This is a genomic window from Micromonospora sp. LOL_021 (genome assembly GCF_048060215.1).
In the GTDB taxonomy this organism is placed as follows: domain Bacteria; phylum Actinomycetota; class Actinomycetes; order Mycobacteriales; family Micromonosporaceae; genus Micromonospora_E.
Map to the genome: position 1 here is coordinate 69,960 of NZ_JBHMIN010000012.1, position 25,166 is coordinate 95,125.

21 protein-coding genes and 1 pseudogene are annotated in these 25,166 nt (G+C 66.0%); 16 read left to right on the forward strand and 6 right to left on the reverse strand.

Features of this window, described 5'->3' with window-relative positions:
* Positions 1 to 257: 257 nt before the first annotated feature.
* The 5 genes and pseudogenes from ACFHWT_RS10875 (at position 258) to ACFHWT_RS10895 (ending at position 6,744) form a co-directional block, all read left to right on the forward strand.
* Positions 258 to 620, forward strand: a complete 363-nt coding sequence (locus tag ACFHWT_RS10875) for a YraN family protein (RefSeq protein WP_416594482.1) — start codon at positions 258 to 260, stop codon at positions 618 to 620.
* 235 nt (positions 621 to 855) lie between these two features.
* Positions 856 to 1,527: pseudogene (locus ACFHWT_RS10880) on the forward strand (magnesium chelatase domain-containing protein); the annotation flags it as partial.
* Between the two features lie 183 nt (positions 1,528 to 1,710).
* Positions 1,711 to 2,574 (forward strand): DUF2637 domain-containing protein, encoded by an 864-nt coding sequence (locus ACFHWT_RS10885; RefSeq protein ID WP_416594483.1) that lies wholly within the window; start codon positions 1,711 to 1,713, stop codon positions 2,572 to 2,574.
* 1,005 nt (positions 2,575 to 3,579) lie between these two features.
* Complete coding sequence (locus tag ACFHWT_RS10890) at positions 3,580 to 5,448, forward strand: DEAD/DEAH box helicase family protein (protein WP_416594484.1); 1,869 nt, start codon at positions 3,580 to 3,582, stop codon at positions 5,446 to 5,448.
* A 303-nt stretch (positions 5,449 to 5,751) separates the two neighbouring features.
* Complete coding sequence (locus ACFHWT_RS10895) at positions 5,752 to 6,744, forward strand: ComEC/Rec2 family competence protein (RefSeq protein WP_416594485.1); 993 nt, start codon at positions 5,752 to 5,754, stop codon at positions 6,742 to 6,744.
* 46 nt (positions 6,745 to 6,790) lie between these two features.
* Here ACFHWT_RS10895 and ACFHWT_RS10900 read toward each other — a convergent pair whose 3' ends face one another.
* Positions 6,791 to 7,537, reverse strand: coding sequence for a hypothetical protein (locus tag ACFHWT_RS10900; RefSeq protein WP_416594486.1), 747 nt, complete (start codon positions 7,535 to 7,537; stop codon positions 6,791 to 6,793).
* Positions 7,538 to 7,563: 26 nt separating this feature from the next.
* Complete coding sequence (locus ACFHWT_RS10905; protein ID WP_416594487.1) at positions 7,564 to 8,613, reverse strand: ComEC/Rec2 family competence protein; 1,050 nt, start codon at positions 8,611 to 8,613, stop codon at positions 7,564 to 7,566.
* 1,605 nt (positions 8,614 to 10,218) lie between these two features.
* Between ACFHWT_RS10905 and ACFHWT_RS10910 the strand changes: the two genes are divergently transcribed.
* Entirely contained in the window at positions 10,219 to 10,533 is a 315-nt protein-coding gene (locus tag ACFHWT_RS10910; RefSeq protein ID WP_278172118.1) for an MTH1187 family thiamine-binding protein, read from the forward strand.
* 43 nt (positions 10,534 to 10,576) lie between these two features.
* On the opposite strand, the gene ACFHWT_RS10915 is transcribed toward ACFHWT_RS10910, so the two are convergent.
* The 3 genes from ACFHWT_RS10915 to ACFHWT_RS10925 all read right to left on the reverse strand — a co-directional run bounded on the left by ACFHWT_RS10915 (position 10,577) and on the right by ACFHWT_RS10925 (position 13,287).
* Positions 10,577 to 11,872, reverse strand: coding sequence for a hypothetical protein (locus tag ACFHWT_RS10915; RefSeq protein WP_416594488.1), 1,296 nt, complete (start codon positions 11,870 to 11,872; stop codon positions 10,577 to 10,579).
* A 336-nt stretch (positions 11,873 to 12,208) separates the two neighbouring features.
* The gene (locus ACFHWT_RS10920) at positions 12,209 to 12,409 is read right to left on the reverse strand and encodes a DUF397 domain-containing protein (RefSeq protein WP_416594489.1); all 201 of its coding nucleotides are present in this window, start codon (positions 12,407 to 12,409) and stop codon (positions 12,209 to 12,211) included.
* A complete protein-coding gene (locus tag ACFHWT_RS10925) occupies positions 12,409 to 13,287 on the reverse strand; it encodes a helix-turn-helix domain-containing protein (protein ID WP_416594490.1) in 879 nt (292 codons plus the stop codon). The genes ACFHWT_RS10920 and ACFHWT_RS10925 overlap by 1 nt, the downstream gene beginning before the upstream one ends.
* 701 nt (positions 13,288 to 13,988) lie before the next feature.
* Between ACFHWT_RS10925 and ACFHWT_RS10930 the strand changes: the two genes are divergently transcribed.
* The 10 genes from ACFHWT_RS10930 (at position 13,989) to ACFHWT_RS10975 (ending at position 22,713) form a co-directional block, all read left to right on the forward strand.
* Positions 13,989 to 14,147, forward strand: coding sequence for a hypothetical protein (locus ACFHWT_RS10930; RefSeq protein ID WP_416594491.1), 159 nt, complete (start codon positions 13,989 to 13,991; stop codon positions 14,145 to 14,147).
* Between the two features lie 669 nt (positions 14,148 to 14,816).
* On the forward strand, positions 14,817 to 14,996 hold the full coding sequence (locus ACFHWT_RS10935; protein WP_416594492.1) for a hypothetical protein: 180 nt from the start codon (positions 14,817 to 14,819) through the stop codon (positions 14,994 to 14,996).
* Positions 14,993 to 15,904: a glycosyltransferase family 8 protein gene (locus ACFHWT_RS10940; RefSeq protein WP_416594493.1), complete on the forward strand. Its 912-nt coding sequence runs from the start codon at positions 14,993 to 14,995 to the stop codon at positions 15,902 to 15,904. Before ACFHWT_RS10935 ends, ACFHWT_RS10940 begins: the two co-directional genes overlap by 4 nt.
* Positions 15,905 to 15,954: 50 nt before the next feature.
* Positions 15,955 to 17,457, forward strand: a complete 1,503-nt coding sequence (locus tag ACFHWT_RS10945) for a glycosyltransferase family 2 protein (protein WP_416594494.1) — start codon at positions 15,955 to 15,957, stop codon at positions 17,455 to 17,457.
* Entirely contained in the window at positions 17,441 to 18,073 is a 633-nt protein-coding gene (locus ACFHWT_RS10950; RefSeq protein ID WP_278172127.1) for an AAA family ATPase, read from the forward strand. Before ACFHWT_RS10945 ends, ACFHWT_RS10950 begins: the two co-directional genes overlap by 17 nt.
* Positions 18,070 to 19,053 carry a Gfo/Idh/MocA family protein gene (locus ACFHWT_RS10955; protein WP_416594495.1) on the forward strand — a complete coding sequence of 328 codons (984 nt, stop codon included), beginning with the start codon at positions 18,070 to 18,072 and terminating at the stop codon, positions 19,051 to 19,053. Before ACFHWT_RS10950 ends, ACFHWT_RS10955 begins: the two co-directional genes overlap by 4 nt.
* Positions 19,050 to 19,982, forward strand: a complete 933-nt coding sequence (locus ACFHWT_RS10960) for a phosphotransferase family protein (protein ID WP_416594497.1) — start codon at positions 19,050 to 19,052, stop codon at positions 19,980 to 19,982. The genes ACFHWT_RS10955 and ACFHWT_RS10960 overlap by 4 nt, the downstream gene beginning before the upstream one ends.
* 29 nt (positions 19,983 to 20,011) lie before the next feature.
* Positions 20,012 to 20,404, forward strand: a complete 393-nt coding sequence (locus ACFHWT_RS10965) for a cupin domain-containing protein (protein WP_416594498.1) — start codon at positions 20,012 to 20,014, stop codon at positions 20,402 to 20,404.
* Positions 20,401 to 21,603, forward strand: a complete 1,203-nt coding sequence (locus ACFHWT_RS10970) for a DegT/DnrJ/EryC1/StrS family aminotransferase (RefSeq protein WP_416594499.1) — start codon at positions 20,401 to 20,403, stop codon at positions 21,601 to 21,603. Before ACFHWT_RS10965 ends, ACFHWT_RS10970 begins: the two co-directional genes overlap by 4 nt.
* Before the next feature lie 24 nt (positions 21,604 to 21,627).
* Positions 21,628 to 22,713, forward strand: coding sequence for a zinc-binding dehydrogenase (locus ACFHWT_RS10975; RefSeq protein ID WP_416594500.1), 1,086 nt, complete (start codon positions 21,628 to 21,630; stop codon positions 22,711 to 22,713).
* 78 nt (positions 22,714 to 22,791) lie between these two features.
* Here ACFHWT_RS10975 and ACFHWT_RS10980 read toward each other — a convergent pair whose 3' ends face one another.
* Positions 22,792 to 23,967 (reverse strand): phosphotransferase, encoded by a 1,176-nt coding sequence (locus ACFHWT_RS10980; RefSeq protein WP_416594501.1) that lies wholly within the window; start codon positions 23,965 to 23,967, stop codon positions 22,792 to 22,794.
* Between the last annotated feature and the right edge of the window lie 1,199 nt (positions 23,968 to 25,166).

Here is a 25,166-nt window from a genome sequence, read left to right on the forward strand (position 1 = left end):
GGAGTACCACCGAGGATCGGGGTCGTCCGGATAGTTTCGGTTCGGGTCCACGGACAGGGACCGTATGTCACCGCAACCGCCGCCGCCACTCGGGTCCGCTCCACCGACGTATCGGGCGATCTTGTACTGGTGCTGGTCAGACCGGCGCTAGCAGGTCGGCGGCCGACACCGTCGCGGCGTCCACAGCAAGCCCGCCGTCCACAGCCACGGCGTACCGCACCGGGCATGAGCCATCGCCGCCGGGCACTTTGCCGGGCATGACCAACATCAGGCAGGCCGTCGGCGCCTACGGCGAACGCTGCGCGGTACGGCACCTCATCGACGCCGGGCTCGTCGTCGTCGAACGCAACTGGCGCTGCACGGCCGGCGAGATCGACATCGTCGCCCGGCACGCCGACACCATCGTGTTCTGCGAAGTGAAGACCCGACGCAGTGACCGCTACGGCGCGCCGGAGGAGGCGGTCACCACGGCCAAGGCCCGGCGGATCCGCCGGCTGGCCGCCGGCTGGCTGGCCGCCAACCCGGCACATGGCCGGCGGCCGGTGCGATTCGATCTGGTCTGCGTGACCGTCGGCCGGTCCGGCGCGGCCCAGGTCCGGCATCTGCCGGCGGCCTTCTGACCAGCGTCGCTCGACCCATCGGCGTCGCCCGGCACCCGCTGCCTAGCATCCGTCGTCAACCGGTCGCCACGTTGTCCACAGCGGGACCTCTGTCCACAGGTACACCCCTGGCCGGCCCGGCGGCCCGGGTCGCCGACGGCGAACGTCGAGCCATGAGAAATGACATCCACCGCCCGCCGCGCGCCGACGACCGACCGCCCTCCACGGAGGATGGCTCATCGTTGGAGACCGGACGATGAGCTACGCGAAGGTGCTCTGCGTCGGCCTGGTCGGCGTCACCGGGCATCTCGTGGAGGTGGAGGCCGACCTCGCCGCCGGGCTCCCGGCAGTGATCATCTCGGGGTTGCCGGACACCACCCTGCACGAGGCACGGGACCGGGTACGCGCCGCGATCGTCAACTCCGGGCAGCACTGGCCGAATAGGCGGATCACCGTCAACCTACTGCCGGCGACGCTGCCCAAGGTCGGTTCGGGGTTCGATCTCGCCGTGGCCACCGCGTTGCTCGGCGGGACCGGAGAACTGCCGCTCGCCCCGGTCGAGGGGGTGGCGCTGCTCGGCGAGTTGGGCCTGGACGGCACCGTACGACCGGTGCGCGGGCTGCTACCCATGGTGGTGGCGGCGGCCCGGGCCGGGGTGACCCAGGTGGTGGTGCCGGCCGCGAATGCGGCCGAGGCGGCGGTGGTGCCGGGGGTGCGGGTGAAGGCCGCCGACACGCTGCACCGGCTGATCGCGTTCATCCGCGGCGCCGGCGAGTTGCTCGATCCGCCGCCACCGAAGCCGGGCACCGTCCAGGCCGGCCCGGACCTGGCCGACGTCGCCGGGCAGGCGTTCGGCAAGCGGGCCTTGGAAATCGCCGCTGCGGGTGGCCACCACCTGGCACTGATCGGACCGCCCGGTGCCGGCAAGCCCCATGCAGAAATATGACACATATCTATCACCACCCTTTGCCCTGATTTGCCCGGTAATGATGACAAGCCGTGGCTGCCGGCGGTGCCGGACCACCGCCGTCCACTCTGCCCCCACCGCTCCTACCGCCAGCTTTTTCCCGCGGTTCGCAAGGCCTTCCTTCTCGACTGAGGGGGTGGGCTGATGACCAGCCGTACCGACAAGGCGTTACGGGGGTTGACGTGGCTCACGGTTGCCGCCCTGGCGATCGTGGCCGGTGCAATCTCGTTCGCTCACATGACCGAACTGGCCATCAAACACGGCCAGACGGGTTGGAAAGCTTATGCCTTCCCGATCAGTGTGGACGGGCTGGAGATCGTGGCCAGCCTCTACCTCGTGGCCCAGCGCCGCGCCGGACGCCCCACCGGCTGGATCCCCTGGGTGGCGCTCGTGATCGGCACCATCGCCAGCCTCGCCGCGAACATCGCCGTCGGCAGCCACGACCCCATCGGCAAAGCCCTCGCCGGCTGGCCCGCACTATCCATGCTCATCGCCGTCAAACTGCTGTTCGGCATGATCGACCACAGTGAGGCCGACCAGCAGACCGTCCGAGACGATCAACGGCCGTCCGTTGATCGTCCCCTTAACTCCGGGACAGTCCCCCAGACCGGCCCAGACAGCGGACCGCCGTCCGGGCCAACGCTGGACAGGCAGACCAGTCCCTGTGGGGTGCCCACGACCGGCGGGACGAGCCGGGCCACCGAACTCACATCAGAGCGCTCGGCCGGTCCGGCGTTCAAGCCCACACCGGTAGACACACGCACCGTGGCACATCTCCTCCCAGCCGCACGAACCGCCCACGAGACACTGACGGCCACAGGACGTTCGCTGTCAAGAGACAGACTGGCCGACACCATGCGCAACAACGGGCACGGCGTATCCAACGAACGCGCATCACTACTACTCAGAATCCTCAAAACAGAAGCCAAGCCCGACGCCCCCGTGCCGGCTCCGGACGACGACGACACGATGACAGACACGCCCGCAGCAACACCGGACACGGCGTAGAGCCCGACAGGATTGCTCGCCAGCGGTAAGGACCACGCTTGGGGTGCGCCGCGTCCCCTACCAGGTCGATCTGCACTGACCTTGGCGGTAGCAAACCGAGGTCTGACCAGACGAACATGGGTTCCCGTTCGATCCTCGCCGTCAGCGGGTGGCCAGTGCAGCGGAGCGCCGCCCAACGCCACTTCGGTGACGATCTGTAGTCAGATCGGCAGCGAACCGCACAGTGCTCGCGGCAGGAGATCTGTGTCGAATTGCCAGCAGGTGCCAGCCCATGCACCAGCGATCCGCGCTCCGCTACAACGCTCACTTCGCGGAGGCTACAGAAAGTAACGAAAGCTCCGGACCGGTCCACACCAGACTCGGTCGGCAGAGGAGCAGACATCCGTGTCCACTAGGACAATCGCCGGCGCATCCCTACTGGTGTCGAAGTGTGCTGAACCGTGCCGCACGCACACAGTGTCACGACCCGGGCTTGCGTGAGCGGGGTGGTGCAGAGTAACTTCTCGGCATCGGCCGCCGTTGCCGGCCTACCCGGTGTGCTTCGCTGGTGTCCAGAACGAAAGTGGCGGGACTGGACGCGTCAGCAACCAGTCCCGCCAGCACCTATCACGACTCAGTACCGCCTCAGCGGCACTCGGACGGCGTCTGCTCGCAACAGCGCCTTCCACCGCCGACGATAGCGCTACCAGCGCTTTCCTGACAAGAAACCGCTGGTAGCGGCGCTGTCGCGCTGCGGATTGACCTCCGCTGGGGCTAGAAAGGCGGCCCTGCGATGACCAGGAGAACCTGACAGATGCGGCTGTGGGCCGCGCTGTCCACCGGCAGGGCTGTGAACAGAAGCACAGGCGCTGGAGGGTAACTCAGACGGCCGCCCACCGTCGGCTGTGAGTCCTACTCAGGAAGCCCATGTGCGTCACGATCTCGTGCAAGCACCTTGCTACGAACGTCTCACTGGCGTCCGGCAGATGATCGTTTGGTAACCCTTCGCGTCCTACGAGGAGTCGCGTGAGGCCCATCCCCGACCCCCGACGCCGCTTCAACCGAGGCGAGCGAACTGCTCTCTACCTCGCCGCTGACGGCCGCTGCATGGCCTGCGGCTCGGAGCTTGAACCCGGCTGGCACGCCGACCATCACCGGCCGCACTCGCGTGGCGGCGCGACAGACGTCATCAACGGGCAGGCGCTCTGCCCGACCTGCAACCTGAAGAAGGGCGACAGAACCGTGGCAGAACTACGCGAGTGGCAAAGCGAAGCTCTAGAAAAGTTCCTCCGGCTGCCTGGTGACTTCCTGTGCGTCGCTACCCCTGGCGCTGGCAAGACTCGCTTCGCTTTGGCCGCCGCCGAAGCGCTTGTTCAGCGCGGCGAGATCCAGAAGATCATCGTGGTGGCACCGACCGCGCACATGCGCAACCAGTGGGCCAGAGCCGCCAACGCTGTGTTCGGAATCCAACTCGACCCGCGGTTCACCAACGGCGACGGAGCGCCTGCCCGAGACTTCGACGGAATCGCGGTCACCTATCAATCTGTCGCCAGCCAGCCGCTGCTCTACCGGCGTATCGCCACCATGTCCCGCACCCTGGTCATCCTCGATGAGGTACACCACGGCGGGGACACCCTGTCATGGGGTAGCGCTCTGCGGGAAGCGTTCGGGGATGCCTCGCGGCGGCTTCTGCTCTCAGGCACGCCGGACCGGACCGACGGAAACGCGGTCCCGTTCGTCACATACGACAAGGACCGTCGGTTCGTCGCCGACTACTCGTACGACTATGGTCAGGCCCTCGCTGACCGGCAGGGCGTGGTGCGGCCGATCGCGTTCGCCGCGATGGATGGGGACGCACGATGGCTCGATGCCAGCTCGGTGGAGTCAAAACTGAAGCTGTCGCAGACTGACCCGACGACCAGAGCGAAGGCCCTGTCATCGGCACTGCTCGCCGATGGCCCCTGGATTACATCGGTGCTGCGGGCTGCGAACGACGAACTCACCTCCCACCGCGAACTCGTTCCAGATGCCGCAGGGCTGGTGGTAGCGGACGACCAGTTCAAGGCGGTGAAGTACGCCAGCCTCCTCGAACAGATCAGCGGGGAGAAGCCCACTCTGGCTATCAGCGACATCCCCGACGCCTCAGAGGAGATCGCCAGGTTCACCAAGGCGGATACGCGGTGGATCGTTGCCGTCGCCATGGTGTCCGAAGGTGTCGACATCCCGCGTCTAGTCGTCGGCGTGTACGCGACCGCAAAGTCCACCGAATTGTTCTTCAAGCAGGTCGCCGGCCGGTTCGTCCGTACGCGCGGCGAGGATGACTACAGCTGCGCCACCCTCTACATCCCGTCGGTTGATCCGCTGGTCTCATACGCAGCGGAGATCGAGCGGACAGTCCCGCGGGCGTTGAAGGAGGCCGAGGAGCGAGCCGAACGCGAGGCCCAAGAAGGTAGCGGGAGCGGCCGACAACTGGAGTTCGACATGGTTGTGCCCCTGGCCCCGTCCGAGGCGGTGCACATGGCCACGATCCTGTCAGGCGACTCGTTCACCGAGGCCGAACTGCGGTCAGCGGAAGAGTACGCAAAGCTTGCAAACCTCCCGGCAAACGTCACGCCAGCCCAGGCGGCACAGCTTCTGCGCATCGCTGGGATGCGGCACGCGGCCCCGGACCCGGTTCAGACCGCACCAGCCGCGTTGACTGACAAAAAAGCAGCGGTGCGGAAGGACCTCAACCGGCTCGTGGGCCGCCTACACCGGATCACCAACAAGCCACACAGGCACATCAACGCCGACTTGAACAAGCACTGTGGAGACACCGTGGCAACCGCCTCCCTAGACAACCTGGAGAAGCGAAAGGTTCTGCTCGCCCGGCTGATATCGGACGCGACGCCGTGACCACGGAGACGACCCGGCTGCGGGGGCAACGGCGTGCTGGTAGACGCACTGGGCTCGGCATTGCGTCGAGGCGGGAACGCGCTGGGAAACGTGCCCGGCATGCTGAAGCGGGTACTCGCCGAAGAGTCATAGCAGGAGTTCGTGACTCAGCGTGGCGAGCACGTCCGGCACACTTGGGCGTCTCCATGCTGTGCCGCTACCCGGCGCTGCGGCCAAACGTGAGAACAACTCGCTGGTCCGGAATGTCGTAGGCCCAAAGTAGGGTGCGAACGGTATTCGGCACGATCACTTTAAGGATTACGAATGTCCATGGAGATCCACTTTCTGAACGTCGGGCACGGTGACTGCACGATCATCGAGTTTCCCTCCGGTCGGATCATGATGATCGATATCAACAACACCAAAACCCTCCCCGAGGACGATGTGGTCGCTCTCGCGGAGAATAAAGGCATGTCGACCTGGGATTTCCGTTATCGGATGGCCGTCGAGGTACGCAAGTCCTGGGAAGACTACTATAAATCGCTACTCGTCGATCCAGCCGATTACTTCAAGGCCAACTTCCCCGGGAAATCGGTCTTCCGGTACGTACAGACGCATCCCGATCTTGACCACATGAGCGGCCTTCACCGCTTCTTCTGGCAGGACAAGATCGGCTTGGAAAACTTCTGGGACGTTGCGCACACGAAGGAACTCGACGAGGACAACTTCAAGAATTGCCCCTACGACTACACAGACTGGGTGACGTACTTGGCTCTACGTGAGGGCTGGGGACCCAAGAGCAACGGCTCGCTCGACAAAGAGCACCACAAGGTCCTCAATCTGCTCCGTGGTGACACGGGAGACTACTGGGACGATGACGGTATCGAGATCCTGTCGCCGACCGCCGAGCTGATCGAGGTCTGTAACACCACCGACAAGTACAACAACGTCTCGTACGTCCTGAAGATCACCTACGCCGGGCGCACCATCATCCTGCCAGGCGACGCGGAGTCCGCCGCCTGGAACTCGGTCCTCGACAAGCCAGGCGCCAACCAGATCGGCTGCGACGTGCTCAAAGCGTCTCACCACGGCCGGGAATCCGGCTATCATGAGAAGGCCGTGATGGCGATGTCACCGAAGGCCGTGATCTGTTCCGTGGGTAAGAAACCCAGCACGGACGCCTCCGACGAGTACGCGAGCCACGGGGCAACGGTGCTGTCCACCCGTTTCCACGGCACGATCAAGATGACCGTGTGGGCGGACGGCGACATCTGGATCGACAACCACAAGGGCGAGCGCATCTGCACCATCGACTAGCTGACCTCGGCCTCGGCGGTCGCGTATACGTTACGGCCTTCCCGGGTCACGCCGCCTCGGGCTGCGGCGGGGTGGGCTCGGTACTCAAGGTCTCCAGCGACACGAACAGCTGGCGGGCATACTTGTCGGCCGCGCGGCGGACCGCGTCGCTGGTGGACCAATTCCACCAGCCGATTGCCGCAAGAACGTCGAAGGCAATGAGTCCCGTCTGCTGCTTCCAGCCGAGCGGGACAAGCGACCACCGGGCGAGCACGAGCGTTGCCGCCACGGCGAGGCCGCAGACTACCCATGCCGGGACACGGCAGGCATAGGCGTTACGACGGAACCCGTAGGTGATGTTCTCCTCGAAGACCAAAGGGAACTTCTTCTGGTCCCTGGTTCGCTCTCGCAACGCATCGGTAGCCATCGCGTAGACCGCGTCCGCTTCGGCGGGATCCACGATCTCCGTGGCCTTGTCGGGCAGCTCAATGTCGAGGTGCTTACGGACGAGCTGATGCCGCCGGGCGATGACAGTCTGCGCCTCCCCCGAACGCCACCGCAACAGGGCGTCGGAGGGCCGGCCACCCCACTTCTCGAACAGCACTGGCTGAATCCGAAGTCCGCGGTCCCTCACCACCTGCGAGACGACGAACGGCAGGCAGAACGTGGCGAGGACGGCGATTTTGCTCCAGATAGTAACCAAGACAGGTACCGCGAAGATCGCGTAAACGATCACCGGGAGCACCACCAGGACGGCCGGCGTGAACCGGGCCTTCCGGTTGTACCGGTCGGTGACCAGTTGCAGCAGGCTCACCCGCATCTCCTCAAGATCGCTAACGGTCAGTCTTCGAGGTCTTCGACCAGCGGGGGAAGTGGGCTGAGACCGGCCCAGCCGGGGCGAGGCGGGGAGTCCCAGCTGCTGTGACAGATTGTGCGGCCCTCAGTGGCGGCCACGAAGCATCCGCGCCGGGTCAGGGCGTTGACGACTTTCGGCGAGGGGTGTTTCGGCGCCGCTTTCGCCGAGCTGATAAACGCCGTGCACATGGCGGCATGGGGCGCTTGTGGGGATCCGAGAAGTCGGTTGAGGATGGTTGGGCCGACGTTGCGACGGCTGCCGTGGTGCGGAGCCTGGAGGAAAGTGAGTGGCGCCGCCGGGAATGGCCCGAAGATCGTCTCGTAGTAGGACGCTGCGGCGGTCAAGGCAGGAATTCCCGCGTCCCCCGTGAACAACATTCGCTCGCCGCCCACGCGCAGCAGGGTGATCACCGATGAGTTATTCCTCGGGCTGGTCACCCCGTCGTCCGTCAAGGTCTCCATGGGAAGCCAGGACGCCAAGCGCTCCAGCAGATTGACTCCGCGCTGCATCAGCCATGCTCCAGCCGAGGCCGACAGGACAGCAGCCCTAGCATCAATGAGGTGCTGCTGGAGTAACTCCTCGTAGTAACCTTGCGTCGGCCCCAGCACCGTGATCTGGCCGCCGAACCGTGACAAGCCGGTAAACGGCTCGATCACCGATACGTCGCGCCTCCGCGCGACCGCGAGCAGCTCGTCGAGCGCTTCCAAGTTGGAGAACTCCGAGACGTCGTAGGCGTGCAACCGCGGCTGGTGGACCATCAACTCCTTTACGTCCAGTCGTTCGATGACACCGGCAAGGCCGTCGAGGTGATCAGCGTCGGGATGTGTGGAGATCATTAGATCCACCCGATCGGTCCCGTAGTACCGGCCGACGTGGTCGGCGAGTTCCTCGCTGGTGTAACCGCGCCCACCATCGATCACAACAACTACATGGCGGGCCTCGACTTCGCAAGTGAAGCGGACTGTGACCGCGTCGCCACTCTTACCGCCATCCTGGTTCTCATTCTCGACTGGCAGAAAGTCGACCTCGTACACCGATCATCCCATTGCGATCGCCAATCCTCGAACATGTGATCGAGGGCTAGACGACTGTACGCCGGCCTTCAAGCCACCGCTACCCCACCGGCCACGACGCTGACGCCGGCCACTCCTTTGCGGCTCGCGCCAGGGCCGCAGAAGCCATGCCAGGAGGGCGTCCAGCTCAACGGTGGGCAACGGCCCTGGTGGCCGACGCCTGGTTGCACCATCCCACCGGGACTCCATGGTGCGCGGCCTCGCCTCCACGGAGCCGGCATCCCGCCTCACTGCCCGGTCCGACACGGAGTCATCGACGACTCACCAACTGAACCCCGATCCGCTCCACAAAGTGGCCGGCGAGCGCGAGACAACCCAACCCGTCGGACTCTGCGAGCTGCGCTAATGCTCGACGAGACCACATACCTTTTGACCAGCAGAAACATCGCCAAACTGATCGAAGTCAGTCAACTCAATTGAGTGCTATTGAGACTTGACACCGGGTGCCCTGTCCCGGAGTACGACAGACTAGTTCGCCGCTTACACCCCAAGTTGGTCGGATAGTGGGGCCGGTAGCTGGCCGATGCGAGCGGGGATTGTCGTCTCGGCCGCTGCCGCCGGGTTGGCCGCGCCGGCTACGGTGCGCGCTTCCGTCGAGGAGGTGGGCGCCGATGAGTTGGCCACAGCCCGCCTTCCGGATCAGTGTGGACGGGCTGAAGATCGTGGCCAAGCCTGTACCTCGTGGCGCAGCGCCGCTCGGGTCGCCCGACCGGTTGGATCCCCTGAATGGCTCGTGATCGGCACGATGGCCAGCCTCGCCGCGAACATCGCGGTTGGTGGCAACGACCCCATCGACAAGGCGTTGGCCGGGTGGCCGGCGCTATCGATGATCACTGCAGCCAAGCTGCTGTTCGGCATGGTCGACCACAGCGAAGACGATCAGCGGCCGTCCGCTGATCGTCTGCTCGTCCCCGGAAGGGTCGCGCAGACCGGCCCGGACGGTGGCCCGCTGTCCGGGCCGACACCGGACGGGCCGACCGGTATCCACGGCCCGTCCGCGACCGGCGGGCCGGGCCGGGCCATCAGGCTCACCCCCGGACGGTCGAGCGACCCGGCATCCGAACCCATGCCCGGTGGACGCGCGCACAGTGGCGCACCTGCTTCCGGCCGCGGATCGCTCGGGCGGCACTGGCGGCCACGGGACGCTTCCTGTCTCGGGCCAGGTTGGCCAGCGCGCCGATGCGAGCCCGCTCCGCACGTCAGGTGTCGGAGCACCAAGGCACGGTCATGGCGTGTCCAATGAACGTGCATCACTGCTGATGAAGGTGCTCAGGGCAGAGCAGGAGACGACAGGAGCCGGCCCTGATGCTGTGGGCGGTACGGCGACGGTGTCCTGAACTGCGACCGAGCGGTCGAAGCACTTCACTCGTGGTGGTGCCGGTTTAGCTTCCGGACGGTCGCCAACTCTGGTCCACGCTGGTCTGGTGCCCCGGGGCTGGCGAAACACGAAGGGAACGGGGTCGTGCGCTCGGGTTACAGGGGGAAGCTTGTTCGTGATCTATGGGGTTCAGGGACCCGCTGCTCTACGCTGGGCGGGCAGTCGGAAGCACAGCGGAGGGAGTGGCTATGTCCGTGCTGGTGGCGTTCTCGGTGACACCGTTGGGCGTAGGCGAGGACGTGGGTCGGATCGTCGCTGAGGGCATCCGTGTGGTCCGGGCCTCGGGCTTGCCGAACCAGACCGATGCGATGTTCACGTTGGTCGAGGGGGATACGTGGGATGAGGTCATGGGAGTGGTCAAGCAGGCGGTGGAGGCTGTGGCTGCGTTGGCGCCACGGGTAAGTACGGTAGTGAAGGTCGATTACCGACCGGGTGTTTCTGGGGCGCTTACCGGGAAGGTCGAGGCGGTGGAACAGTACCTCAGCGAAGGCGTCGGCGAGTGAGAAGACCGCGGTGTCGGCGCTCCAGCGCAGTGCAGCCTACCCGCTAAGAATTTGACATTCCATCTAGGAGTTCTGCGCATTCTCGTGGTCCTGGTAGGTTACGTGCTGCGATTGGGGTTGCAGCAAAGACACGATTGGCGAGGGATAGGAAGATCCCTTGCCGGTGACTGACGGGAAGGCTCGACAACGTCTCGACAATTAGTTGCGAACCAGCTTCGGGCTCATTGGTTTCAATCAGCGCCATAGCTCGGTCGAGGCTCATAATCGCGGGATCGCCAACTACTTGTGGAGAGTAGAGTTGCCGGGCTTGTCGATGGGTTTTTTGTGCCGCATCATACTCACCGACCATCGTGCGCACTCGCCCTTCGTAGAACAGGCGTCGGCGCAGGGAAAATCCGAAGAAGGATTCGGCACGGTCTGTCTCATTCAGTGCGTCGTGTGAATCTTGGGCTCGGTGAAGCGCGACGCGCGCCTCGCAGTGGTCGCCAAGCCGGGCACGTGCGAGCGCTTCCAACATCGATGCCAGCGCCACAGGGAAGCACGGCTTCATGTTCGCGATCTGTTGTGCCTGCTGGGCGAGGCGCACAGCATCTGCTTGCCGTCCGTTGTAGAGCGGCACCATCGCGCTGAGTGCCCGAACTGCGGCCTGCAGCTGCGTTGCGCCGGACTGATCGGCGGCGGCCATCGCCGTGGCGTACCAGGAGTAGGCTTGCTTGGTGTCTCCCAGCACGCTGAATTCGTCGGCGACTACGGCAGAGAAGCGGGCGATTACGCCGTTCAGCACTTGAACGTCATCCACGTTCCGGGCATACCGAAGCATCATATTTGCGTCGATCAGGTCCGGCGTGATGTGGCGGATCATGTCCGCAGGCGCCATTGTGGCAACATTGGCTGCATGTTCGCGAACCTTCTCCTGCAATCGAGATAGGCGATCCGCATACAGCAGCCCTTCGCCATTTGCTGCCTCAATCGCTTGAAGCATCTTGTCTGGCTCAGGCAGTAAGTAGGGCGCAGTGCCACCTGAAGAGACACGGTTTTCCTGGTCGCGCCTTGCGCTCAGTTCTGACGAAACCAAACTCAGTGCCAGACCCGCAGACGAACCATTTCCGGGTGTCCGGTTCGGGAGTGGAGACGAGGAGGAGCGAACTATGTAGAAGCCAAGCTCTTTATCGCTTGCCACCCCGAGGACGGCACGAAATGCTTCGCGGTAAAGAGCTTGTGGCCATCGGTGCCGGCCGCGTTCAAGTTTGCCGACGTAGGTGTCGTCCAAGGCGACGCGGCGCCGGTGCTTGTCCCAGAGGTAGTTGTTGACGGCCTCAGCCAACTCCTGGCGAGACATCGGGCGGGAAGATCCGGACGGCGACTGACATCCCAGACGGGCGTCACGTAGGAGGTCGTTCGGTTGCTGGGCGTCACGGTCAAGGCCTGAAGCGGAGTGCTTCCGCCGTGGTGGTTGAGGCGGCATGGCGCCCTCCCCCGGTTCGATGCTGTCGATACCGCCGCGTCACGGCTACCCTCGGCCGGCACGGCGCTGTCGTCAGCATATTGCGTGGCTGAGCACGGCTCCAGACTTACGGGGTCGAGGGAGGCCGAGGGAGGCCGGGAGCCACGCGCCCCCTGCGGATTCCCTTGGGGGCGCGTGGCGCAGCCTCGTCGTGCTTGATCAGCCCACCTCCTACCTGTCGAACTCGCCCAGGCGAACGCCATGAGTGAAGGCGCCCCACTCGGCTGCGGTGAACGCCAAGATCGGACCGGTGAGGTTCTTTGAGTCGCGAACGCCGACGACGCCGGTCGCGGCGGACGCGACTTCGACGCAGTTGTCTCCGCCTCCGCTTCGACTTGACTTACGCCAGTTGGTGAAAATGGTGAAGTTCATCATCTGCTCCCTGTCATATGAACCAAGCCCTCTGCCACCTCGGCGAGGAAGTCTCTGCTGTCTGCGGATGTCATCGCCGCTTCCTGTAACCGCCGGTAGAGATCTAGATATTTGTTGACCTCAGTGGGATCCGTGAGGACGAGATCCGAGGTGACGGTGTCGACGGCGACAACGACTGGATCGTCATGGTCGGGATAGCGATAGGTGAAGAACGGCGAACGGGGCACCGCGTATCCTTCGATCGAAGCCGACAGCGGGAGAATCCGGATGGTGACCTGATTTCGGTGGTGTCCGACGTCAACGAGGTGGTCAAGTTGGGCGCGGACCACATCGGGTGGTGCGGCGAACCGACGGACTGCTAGCTCATCCACGATCACCTCGTAGATTGGTCCCCCCGGTCGCTCCAGAACCCTTTGCCGGGCGGCGCGGGCTTCCAGTGCGCGGGCTGGGTCGAAGTCGGCGGAGTAGGTGGCGCGGTCGGCTCGTGCCCGGACCTCGGTGAAGGCCGGAATCTGAAGTAGGCCAGGCAGCAGCGTCATCTGATACTCGTTGATGGAGCAGGCTCCGGCTTCAAGATTGGCGTATAGCGCCTGGCGCGGACCCATCTCTTTAGCGAACTTCTCCCACCATCCTTTTTCCTGGGCCTCGCGCGCGATGGTCATGATCTGCGTCCAGCGCTTTTCTCCGACATCGAGAGCTGCCAGAATGCGCATGATCTCGTCGAGATCAGGTGCGACATGTCCATTTTCCAGGCGGCTAATCCGTTGACGCGCGACCCCGATAGTTTTTGCCAACTTGTCAGAGGAGTATGCATGCTCTTCTCGCAGCCGCGTCAACTCGGCAGCAAGTCTCCGGCGGCGGACGTACGGACTGATCACGGGATACCTCCGTACGACAGAAAGGCAGCAGGTTACGTGGCGCAGGTGAACATCGTGTGCAGCAACAGCGTAGCCCGGCCCCGCCGCATATTTCCGGACCGACGAAGCGGATTTCAAGCAAACCGGCAGGTCAGCGGCTTGTCGCCTGGCAAGTCTCCTGCCAAGCCTACTGCCAAGTCAGCGTTGCTCAGTCTAGGACTGTCCGTGATCGTGGACATACGGCACGCGATGGTTGATGGCGATCACTCTGAAGTGCGTCAATCGGCTGCGTGCCGAGCACATATCCGGTCGAGTTCGGTGGAGGCACCATGCATGCGGAAGCAGCTCGCCATCTTCACGCTGTCCCCGTTGCTTCCTGGGTACCCGACCGCGCGGAACGCCGTGGGTTGAGGCTGGCTGCACCAGCGACCACCAGCCACGTCGAAGCCGCAGCCATGGTCTCCCCGCCGCAGCTATCGACGCCACCGGGCCTCGGCCGCCGCCCTCTGGCCACGAAGTCGACGCCAGGTCAGGGATCACCGACTGAAGATCCTCCTGCGCGGGTGGGCTACTCGGCTCGCGCAGACCTGCCCTACCCACTCAACGGACTTTTGGTCTGCGATTCCTGTGACCTCTCTTTGCGACCCCTGGAATCGATCGGTGGCAGGCGGTGCTATCGCTCTCCCTGCGGCTGTCGGCTGAGTCCCGTTGACGCGGAAGCGGTGGAACGGCAGACGTATAACGCGCTGGACGACAGCGGACTACTCCCGATCGAGAGCGTGTTTGATCCAACGGAGGCTGCAGGGCTGTTCATGCTGGCCTTGGTGGCCGTGCGGGTCGGGGCGGTCCCGGAGGAACTGGCTTACATCTGGCGGATCTGACTCCTGCCCGCCGTCGCTGCCGGGGAGGGCGTGGCGGCGGGCAGGCCACGAGCGGTGTCCGCCGAGCCCCCCTTGATTGACCATTAGCAAAGTGGCTGAGGAGCGATGATGTCGTCCCCTTTCCCCGATATTGATCCGAATCAGCGCCGGCCCGATCAAATCGTGGACGCTGGAACCTATCGCAAGAACGATCCGGTTTGGGTATGGGCGCCCCGCACCGGCCAGTGGCGGCCGGGCGTCGTCGACACAAGTTCAGGACTCGCAGTTCTGGTGACCTTCGTTCTTGGTCCTGGCGGCGGGACTGCGGTTGATTCACTTCTCCCGCGACATGTCATGCCGCGCGACGTGGGGATCGACGGTGGCGTCACTGACCCGCCGTTACCGCGTCGTCCACACACCGTCCAGCCCACATCTACCGGCACTCCAATCGTGGTGTGACCTACTTGTCTCCAGCGCCACTTCAGCAATAGAAAGGGTCACATCTTGGACAGACTCGCCCCAGCGGCTTCAGACGGCCTGGACCACCCGGTGTGGTGTGATCCAGACCAGTGCACCGTCGCCGGTCCAGCTGAGTTTCACCCCACGTCGGCGCCACCGGCCCACTGGAGCCGCCAGTACATCTGCAACCCGCCACCGAAGAAGCCCGGCACGGAGGTGACAGTCCAACTGGTGCGCTATCCGGAGGACCCGCAGCCGACCGACTTCATCAGGCTGGAATTGGGTGATTTCGAAGGTCGACAGTCGTTCTATTTGCGAATCGACCAGAGTGAGGCGATCGTCGAATCACTGTCGAAAATTCTCGTACAGGCGCAGCGGGACACCAGTTCTGCGACGAAAGGCGCACTATGACCACTGTCTTTTCCCCACCCCTTCCTGCGGCATCGAACGGCCGTGCCCCGCTGCCGCCCATCGTCTGCGCGATTGATGACGGCTACGCCACGCCATTGCAGGCGTTGATGCGCTCGCTGGCTGCCGCGCACCCCGACGCCGTCGGCGAGCTGCACCTGTTGGTCGTGCATCACCGGCTGAGCCAGGGCAGCCGAACGGCGTTGACCCGCGTCGCCGACGAGCTTGGCCTACCGATCCGGCTCGTCGCCGCCGATGGCATCACTGCGCCCGGACCTGTGTCCGGCTGGGTCAGCCCGGCGGTCTATCTCCGCCTGCAGCTCGCCGAGCTTCTCGATCTCGATGGTGTGATCCTCTACCTTGACGCCGACGTGCTCGCAGTCGCCGATCTGCGGCCGCTACTGCGCCGGCCACTACACGGAGCGGCGCTGGCTGCGGTGCGTGACCCGCGAAATCCGCTGGTTGGCGGCGGAATCGCCCTGCCCGGATGGAGGCGCTTGGGCGTACCCGCTGGGCGGGACTACTTCAACTCCGGCGTCATGCTGATGGACCTCGGGCAGTGCCGCAGGACAGGGCTGTTCGAGCGGGCGGCCCGGTTCCTGGCCGACTTCCCAGACGAGGTACGACTCTGGGATCAGGACGCACTCAACGTGGCGGCTGACGATCAGTGGCTGCGGCTGGACCGCCGGTGGAACACCTTCGTGCTTTCCCCCTTGGTCGACCAGCCCGGCTTCGTCCACACCGACACCGAGCCGGTGATGCCGCTTGCGCAACTGCTCGACGACGAGCACACCGCGGCCGTGCTCCACTTCGCGGGCAGCGACAAGCCGTGGCTTCCCGGCTACCCGGCCGGCCCGGCGCTGCAGCGCTACCGGTCTTTCCTGCTCGCCACTTCAGAAGCAAGCCGATGAGCGGCCGGAGTCTGTGGCGACGGCCGGAATTCTGGCTGGCGACCGCAGTGTTGACTCGGCACACCATCGGTGCCCTCAACCTGCGGAGCACCCTCAAGTTCGCCGCCGTAGCCAGGCCAGCTGACGGCGACGGCGACGGCATACCCCCGATTCCGATCCACGTCGTCATCCCGGTGTTGCGCGAGCAGCCTCACATCCGCCCGGCGCTGGAGTGGTTCGTTCCGCTGTTGGACCAGTTCTCCGGCTCGACGCTCACCATCGTCAGCACCGGCCGGGAGCAGCGCGAGCGGGAACACATGATCCGGTTGTTGACGGGCTGCCATGCGCAGTCGATCACCCCGGTCCGGTTTCCCCAGTTGTGTGACGCGGAGCTGCACGATCTGGTAGGTGCCGCAGCCAAGACCCAAAGCGGGGTGCTGACCGAGGCTGCGGCTAGGGAGGTCCTTCAGCGTTTTCCGTTGACCGCGCACGTCGTTGAGGAGGAACTCGACCGGCTGCTGTGGCCAGCGCACGTGCGTCATGTCCAGTTCGACGGGGACGGCCGCAAGGCAGCCCAGGTCAACCACGCCGCAGCCAGCCTAGGGAACGATGCGGTCGGCTACATCGCTGTCTACGATGTCGACTCCCGCCCTAGTGAAAGCCTGATGCGGCGCACTCTGGCGTTCATCGCCGCACGGGCCAGCGCCGATGGGCAGCTTCCGGCTGTAGTGCAGCAGTCTGCCCGATTCACCACCGCTGGCACCGGTCCGAGCTGGGCCGACCGGGCCATCTGTCGCGGCGCGGCCCGGGTGCAGACGCTGTGGACGCTGCGCCGCGAGGTCCCCAGTTTCCGCCGGTTCGCGTGGGCGACCCGGCGTGTCACAGGCGTGCCGCTGCTGGATGCGGCGATGCGGGGCCTTGCCCAGACAGTCGGCCACGGGCTACTGGTGCGTTGTGATGTCTTTGCCCGGCTTGGTGGCCTGCCGACTTACACAGTCCTGGACGATCTGCCGTTCGGATACCGCCTGACAGTCGAAGGCATCCCAGTGGACTGCGTGCCAGGACTGGCGGTCGCCGACGCACCGGAGGACGTGCGCGACCTTATCGCCCAGGGACGACGCTGGTTCCAGAACTACCTGGATTACCCCCGGTGCGCAGCGCGGGCGCGCGCCGATGCCGTCGGGACCACCGCCGAACACGCGGCCGTACTGACCGTGGCGGCCTACCGGGGGCTGGCGTGGCTCGCCGCCGGTCCCGCTACTGCGGCGTGCCTCGTGCTGGCCGCCGGCCGGTTCCGCCCACCGGTGCGCGTTCTGGCCGCTGCGGCGTTGTGGCTGGGCACAGTCACCCCCGTGCGGATGCTCGCCGGTACCGAGGGCCGGCACCTGACCGTGCGGCAGCAGGCCAGCGAGTCCATCGAGGTTCTCGCCGCCTACCTGCTGCGCTCCACCGGCCCGATCGCTGCGGTGGCGGACCGGATTACCCGAGGCGACGGCGCGCTGTCGCCGAAAACAAACCGGCGCAACACAACGGTCCCACCGTCCGAGGAGGATAGCCGTGATCATCGGGATTGAGGGGGTGAGCTGTACTGGCAAGACCACGCTGTCGGCCCAACTCGCCCAGCGGCTGCACAACCCCCTGGTGATTCCCTGCTACTACCACTGTGCCGCCGACCCCAGCCAGCTTCCCGCCCCATCGGCGACGACCGCAGACGAACAGATGGCCGCGCTGGCAGCCTTTCTCGACATCGAGGCGCAGCGGCGACGACTGGCGATCCAGGCTCACGATCAGGGCCGGGACGTCATCCTCGACCGGACAGTTGACACGCTGCTCGCTCACTCCCACGCCGTGGGCCGCCTTCGCGGTTTCGACACCGACGCCGCCGGTCGCGCCTTGGTGCTGGCCAGCTCGATCGTGGTGCCGGACATGACGGTGCTGCTGCACGCCCCGGCCAAGGTCATCGAACAGCGGGCAGCCCGGCGGACTGCGATGCCTCGCATCTTCTACGCGCCGCCTTTCGCAGCCGGGTTCAACGCCTATTTTTCCGGTCCGATCTCCCCGACGGTGATCCGCTTCGACAGCGCCGGTGGACTCGATGACCTCACCTCGGCCGTCGCCGAGCAGGCCGAGCGGTTGCGTGCTCGCGTCGCGCGAGGGCAAGCCCCAGCGGCGGTCGAGGCGACGACGTGAACACGGTCATCATCGGCTGCGGCGCGATCGCCTCGCGGTGGCTTCGAACGCTCAGCGCCGATCCCCGCGTCCGCGTCACCGCGTTCGTGGATCCCGACGCCACGGCCGCGCAACGGCTGGATCTTCGGCAACCCGGCGTGGCAACGCGGTGGTTCCCCGACCTGGCGGCCGCCCTCGCCGCCGTTGACGCCGAGGTGGCGGTCAATCTCACGCCACCGGCGTTGCACGCCGCCGTGTCGCGCAGCGCTCTGGCGGCAGGACTGCATGTGCTGTCCGAAAAGCCGCTGGCCACCAGCCTCGCCGATGCCAGCATGCTGGCCGGGATGGCCGCCGAGCGCGGCCTGCTGCTCGCAGTGATGCGCAACCGTGCCCGCGACGGCCAGTTCCTGCAGTTCCGGGACCTGCTGCGCCAGGCTACGGAGGGACCGCTCATGGTTACCGGAGACGTCCTGGTCAGCCTGCCCGACCCCGGGTTTCGCAGCAAGACAAGTTTGCCGGTGACCACCGACCTAGCCGTGCACGCGTTCGACCAGCTGAGCGAGCTGGTGCCGGCACCTGCGGTGCAGGTCTGCTGTACCGAGACGCCGATCGGGTTCGTCGGCCCTCACGGCGGCCTCGCCACCATGATCGTCACATTCGCGGACGGTTCTCTCGCCAGCTACCGCGTCGGGTACACCGGGCCGCAGCTGCGCACCCCGGCGAATGGAATCTGGCGGGTCGAAGCACACGAATTCGCAGCCCGTTGGGACGGCGCGGGCACCGTCACCGCCTGCGCCGGCCGTCAGGACAGCGATCGCCCGATCCACCTGCCGGACACACCACCGGGATACCGGCTGTGCATCGACGCGATGGTCGACGCGCTGCACGCCGGAACCGCCGCACCGCCGCCGCTGGCCCCGATCGCTTTACTCGACGCGGCGCTGACCTCGGCGCGCACCGGCCGCCCGGCCCCGGTCGCCCCGGCCTGGGAACGGTCATGATCGGCAGCGACTCCTACACCGCAGCTCGTGCCGCGCTGGCCAGGGCAGAGCCGGCAGCCGACCGGGTCGGGCTGACCCTGTTGTGCGGCGGCGCGGACAACCGGCTCTACTCGGCAACCACCGCCCACGGCCCAGTGATGATCAAACTAAGCTGGCACCAGGCCGCACGGTACGACGTCGCGGCCTGGGCGAGCGCCACCCTCGCGGCGGCAGGCGTCCCCGTGCCCCGCATTCTCTGGTTCGACCAGCACAGCTGCGTCGAGACCCGGTGCCCTGGGTTGCCGCTCGCCGATCCGGCGGGCGACGTAAACCTGGCCGCCGCAGATACTGCCGTCGCCCGGCAGGCCGGCCGGCTGCTACGCCGCGTCCACGCAACCGCGGTCGACGGGTTCGGGAAGCTCGACGCCGACGGACACGGCCGACATCCGTCGATGCGCAGCTGGCTACTCGGCGGCCGCACCTGCGCGATTCCTTCGCGGATCGCCGGCGTCAGCTTGCCGGCGCTGGAGGCCCGGACGCGCCGCGCCCTGATACAGCACGCCAGGAACTGCGACGGTGTTGCCGCGCGACTGGTCCACGGCGACTGGGCCGCACGGCACGTCATCGCCGACGCCAGCCGGGTCACCGGACTTGTCGACCTAGAGAGCGTGCGCGGAGCCGACCCGCTGACCGACCTGGCGGGCTGGTCGCTGCAGGAGCCGCCCGAGTTGACCACCGCGCTGTTCGACGGCTACTTCGACCAACCGCCGAGCCTGCAGATCCGCTACCGCCTCACCGTATACCGCCTGCGTATCGCCACTTCCTTGCTGCATTGGCACGCCCGCCAGGGCAACCCGCAAACGGTACGCCTACGCGCCGCGCAGTTGGCCGCCGACCTCGACGACCTCGACCACGGAGCTCCGCGCGCGATCCCGCGCCTGGCCATCTGATCCGCACCACCGATGTGAAAGGGAACCGCATGACCGTCATCCACACCGCTGCCCGCCAGCGGATCACCCCGGACAGCAGACCGCCAGGCTGCCCGGTCCAATCAGCTGGGATGTTCGTCATCCGCTCCGACGGCACCGCCACCTTCGACCGCCACTACCACGATTTCGACGAGTTCTGGCTCGTCGCCGCAGGAACCGGCACGGTCCAGGTCGGCGACGAGCAGCATCACATCACGGCCGGAGACATCATCTTCACCGCCGCCGGACTGGACCACGACGTGATCGCCGTCGCCGAAGAGCTGCGCGTGTTCTGGCTGTCCCTGCCACCGGCCCCAGGCGGCAGCGGCGCACACCTGCACCGCACCGAACACGACGCGATCAAACACGCCGTACGGGTCGTCCCCGCAGGCGGGCCGCGATGACCGCCACCGCTCCGCTAGTCAAACTTCCGTTCCCGAAGCAGCCGAAGTACGGACCAGCCGAGCGTGCAGCCGTCTTGCAACTGCTCGACACCGGACACCTGTCGGAGACCACCCGAGGCCCGGCGACCGCCTCAATCGAGGACGCCTTCGCCGCCGTAGCCGGCACCGCCTTCGCGTTGTCGTTCAACTCCGGCACCGCCTCACTCAAGGCCGCCCTACACGCGGTCGGTGCCCGTCCCGACGCCGGCGTGCTCATGTCACCGATGACGTGGATCTCGCCGATCACCGCCGCGTTCCAGGCCGGGAGCTTCCCAGTATTCGCCGACGTCGCGGCCGAGTCGGCCAACCTCGACACATGCGCGCTCACGGAAACGGGCGACGTCAGCGCCGTGCTCGTCACGCACGCCTGGGGCCTGCCCGCCGCCATGGACACACTGACCGCAGTCGCCGCAGTCCCTGTGGTCGAGGACTGCTCCCACGCCCACGGGGCACGCCACGCCGGCCGCCCAGTCGGCTCCTGGGGCACCGCCGGATGCTTCAGCTTGCAGGAGGCCAAGTCGGTCTCCGGCGGCGAGGGCGGCATCCTGACCACCGGCGACCAGGCCGTCTACGAACGGGCGATGAGCCTCGGGCACCATCCTCACCGCCTGCAGGCCGAGCTCACCCTGCCCGAACTGGTGGCGACCGCCGACACCGGCGCCGCACACAAATACCGGATGCCTGCTCTGTCGGCCGTCATCGCCCGGCAGCAGCTGGCGAGCCTCCCACAACGCATGGCGGCCTCCGAGGCGAACCTCGCGATCCTGCGTGACGTACTGCACGACCACGCCGCCCCGATCGCCGTGCCCGACCCCGGCCCAGGCGGCGTCCGAGGCTGGTACGGCACCCCGCTACGGCTTCTTCAGCCCGGCGCCGACGCTGAAGCGCTGCACGAAACCTTTACCGCGCAAGGCATCCCCGTACGGCGCATCTACCCGGACTGGCTGGCCAGCCCGCTGCTGCACACTCCGGCGCTGCTGCACCGCTACTGGCCACACCTACAACACAGCCCATGGCGGCCCCCAGACCCCGGCGCGTTCCCCCACTACCGGCAAGCACGCCGCAGCACCCTCATCCTCAAGATCCCCACCGTGGCCGCCGATGACTACATGGCCCAGGTCGGCCAGGCCCTGGTTCACGTGCTGACCCACCGTTCCTGACCCACCGCCCCAGGAGGTCCACCGATGACCTATATCTGCCGCGCCGCAGTGATGCACAAGCCCGGCGAGCCCTTCCAGCTACAAGACATCCAACTCAGCGAGCCCGCGTACGGCGAAGTCCTGGTGCGCACCGTGTCGGCCGGGATCTGCGGCACCGACCTGCACTTTGCCCGCGGCACCATGCCTTTCCCCGTACCCACCGTGCTCGGGCACGAGGCCGCCGGTGTTGTAGAGGCCGTCGGTGCCGGAGTCAGCGGCTTCAAAGACGGCGACCGGGTGATCGTGTGTGATCAGACCTTCTGCGGACGGTGCGCTGCCTGCCTGACCGGACGCATGGTCTACTGCACCGACTCAGGCACCAAGCAGCGCCAGAAAACACGAATGACCATCGACGGGCGGCTCGTGCGCCAGTACCTGGGTGTCTCCGCGTTCGCCGAGCTGATGCTCGTCGACGAGGCCGCACTCGTGGCGATGCCCGCCGGGCTGTCCTTCGACGCCGCAGCGCTGTTGGGTTGCTGTCTGACCACCGGTCTCGCGGCGGTGTTCAACGTCGCCCACCCGGCACCGGGGTCGACAGTGGCCGTGTTCGGCTGCGGCGGGGTCGGCCTGGCAGCCGTCCAGGCCGCACGGATCAGCGGCGCTGCCGAGACGATCGCCGTGGATCTGGAGCCGCACCGCAGGGAGATCGCCGCCAAGCTCGGTGCCACCGTCACCATCGATCCAGCCGACGGCGACGTCACCAAGCAAGTTCTCGCGATCGCGCCCGGCGGCGTCGACGCCGCGATCGAGGCGGTCGGCCTAGCCGAGACGGCCGGACAGGCGTTCGCCGTACTGCGCCCCGGTGGGCAGGCCACCGTTCTGGGAATGATGCCGCCCGGTGCCGAAATTCGCCTGCCAGCGGCCCTGTTGCGGCACGGTCGCGGGATCACCGGCACCGTGATGGGATCGGTGCGCACTCGCTTCGACATCCCGCGCTACGCCGATCTGGCGATACGAGGCATCCTGCGCAGCGAGGAGATCATCACCAGCAGCAGGCCGCTGCACAACGTGAACGAGGCGATGGCCGACGCCGAAGCACGCCAAGGCATCCGATCCATGATCCATTTTTAGCCTCGTCCAGCGCGGACCCGGTAGCGCCTCCAGTCCCGCTCCGGAGGATCGAGCACATCGCCCTGCGAGTAGCGAGGGTCAGGGTCGCGCCGCGAAGGCGTCGCGAACCTGACCCCGGTTTGCCGTCCACCAGTGCAGGAACGTCTCACCGGAGAAGAACAGGTGGTCACAGGAGTGGTCGCCTCGGTCGTAGTGGAAGACCAGCTGCCAGAAGTCCGAGGCCCGCTTCCACCATAGGCGGTCCACCGCGTCGGCCAGTTCGGCATCGCTGATCGCGACTACGGCACGGTACCCGGCGACGAACGCGGCCACCAGCTCCAAATCCAACTCGCCCGTCTCACCACCGAACTGCAGCGTGGCGGTCCGGGCGATCTCCTCGCCGAACGGGCGAACCCTGATCCGATCCCAGTCGATCACTCCGGCCACTACCCCGTCACGCCAGATGATGTTGCGATGCTGAAGGTCACCATGGGTGTATCCGGCAGGGCCGGCCGGTTGATCGGTGGCCGGGCGCAGATGCCCATACTCCGCGATGAGCGCCTTGCGCCGCCGCAGCAGCTCGACCGTCTGGACGTCGAACGGTGTAGCCGAAGCGAACGCGTCGATGGCGCGCAGATACCGGTCAGCCTCGGCCACCGCCTCGCCGGGATTTGTCACCGTGGCAGTGACGGCACCGGAAGCCGGCAGCCACCTCCGCAGGCCCGGATCGTTGAGCTCGCGGTGCAGCCTGCCCAGCACGCCGCCAAGGTGATGTGCTTGACCGGCCGACAATCCGGTACCCGCAACGTGCTCGCCCTCCAGCCAGCCGAACAGGCTGTAAGCGCGGTCATCCACCTCGGCGACGACGTCACCGCCGAGGGTCGGCACCGGCGGACACGCCGGTACACCGGCCGCAGCGAGCGACGCAGCGACGCTCAGATTGCGTCGCACGGTCGACACCGGCGCGTCCAACAGCAGCTTCAGCGCAAACGCGCCACCGGCGGTACGCAGTTGCCAGTTGCGGTTCATCAACCCGTCGGGAAGATAACGGACCTCCTCGACCTCGCCGAGCCGGTACACGTCGACCAGAAACGGCAGATCCTGGGCAGCCAGGTCGAGAGCGGCGACCTCGGCAAGCACGGAAGCTGTCACAGGGACGTACGCTACCGAATCCGTCGGACAGCCCCGCGCAGGCGCGGCACGCCGCGCAGGCACCGAGGACAGCCAGCGGCGGCTCAAGTGGCATCGCGAACAGCGCCCAAGCAGCTGGCGCAAAGTGGGCCGGGGTGCCTATCGACACACCACCCAGGTCACAACGAAAGCTTCACGACCTTCGCGGCCCAGTTCCTCGACTCCTGCCAACAACTCGACCCGAACCACTTCGCTACCATCGCCAACTGCCGTACCCATAAACATCACGACCACTCCACGATACAGATCTGGCTGGCTGGATGGGCCGGTGTTGATCGGCCGTCGTGGGTCTGGGGCATGACGGGAAAGCTTTGATCACGGTTCCTAGATCCGAGGGTTGCCGGTAGCCACAGCCACCCCGTGCCGAAGCCGCTTCCGCCAATGACCCGGACCGGGCCAACCTCATCACCTCGGCGGTCACCGCAGCCAGCCTCGACACATTGTCCATATCGGGAACGAACCCCACAGAGATCCCACTAGCCACTCTCGACCGGCGGCGCGTCCCGGTAGTGCGTCCAGACAGGACCGCGTCACGGCCCTGAACGAACAACCGGTCAAGCGCCGACGCGCTTGGATTGCGGCCTCTGATCATGGACCTCAGCGAGACGCGAGCAATCGTTCTACCGCAGCGACTGCCTCGCTCCCGTTTCCAATGGAGAATTGGTTAACGGTCAGACGTTCATGACCGGTCGGTGCACTTGAACCGAAGAAGACATCCGCGCCGAGAATTATGTTGCGGCCGTTCTTCTCCGTGACCCTGACAAGACTGAGAGGGTTGGAGATCCGGGCGTCATCGACAAGCGCTGTTAGGTTCCTACTGGCAACGTTCGGCTCGCCGAGCACAACCCAGTGGAACTCGCCGAGCAACCAGCCTTCTTGCGTAGGTTCGGTGATCTCAACCGTCTTCCAGCCTCTCCAACTGCGTTGCATCTCCGTACGGATGTGATGCAAGGCTACCGACGGAACGCCGCGTGATCGCAATTCATTAGGCGCCTGTCGCAAGTATTCTACCGGCGCCTCCCGCAGCCTTAGGTCCAATGCACTTCGTTCTCTATGGCAGTTGCCGCACTCGCTCAGAAAGCCAGCAGAAATAGCCGCATGGGATCGACAAAAGGCGCGATCACACCTGACACACCGACCAACTGCCAGAATGCCGCACGTGTCACATCCAACAGCCACATCATCATGATACGCGGGTAGATGGCGCGGCAAGCGGCGAGCTACCGGCGCATGGTGACGGCCGCAAGGCTCTACATGTGCGGCTCGTCGGGGCTGGCATCCTC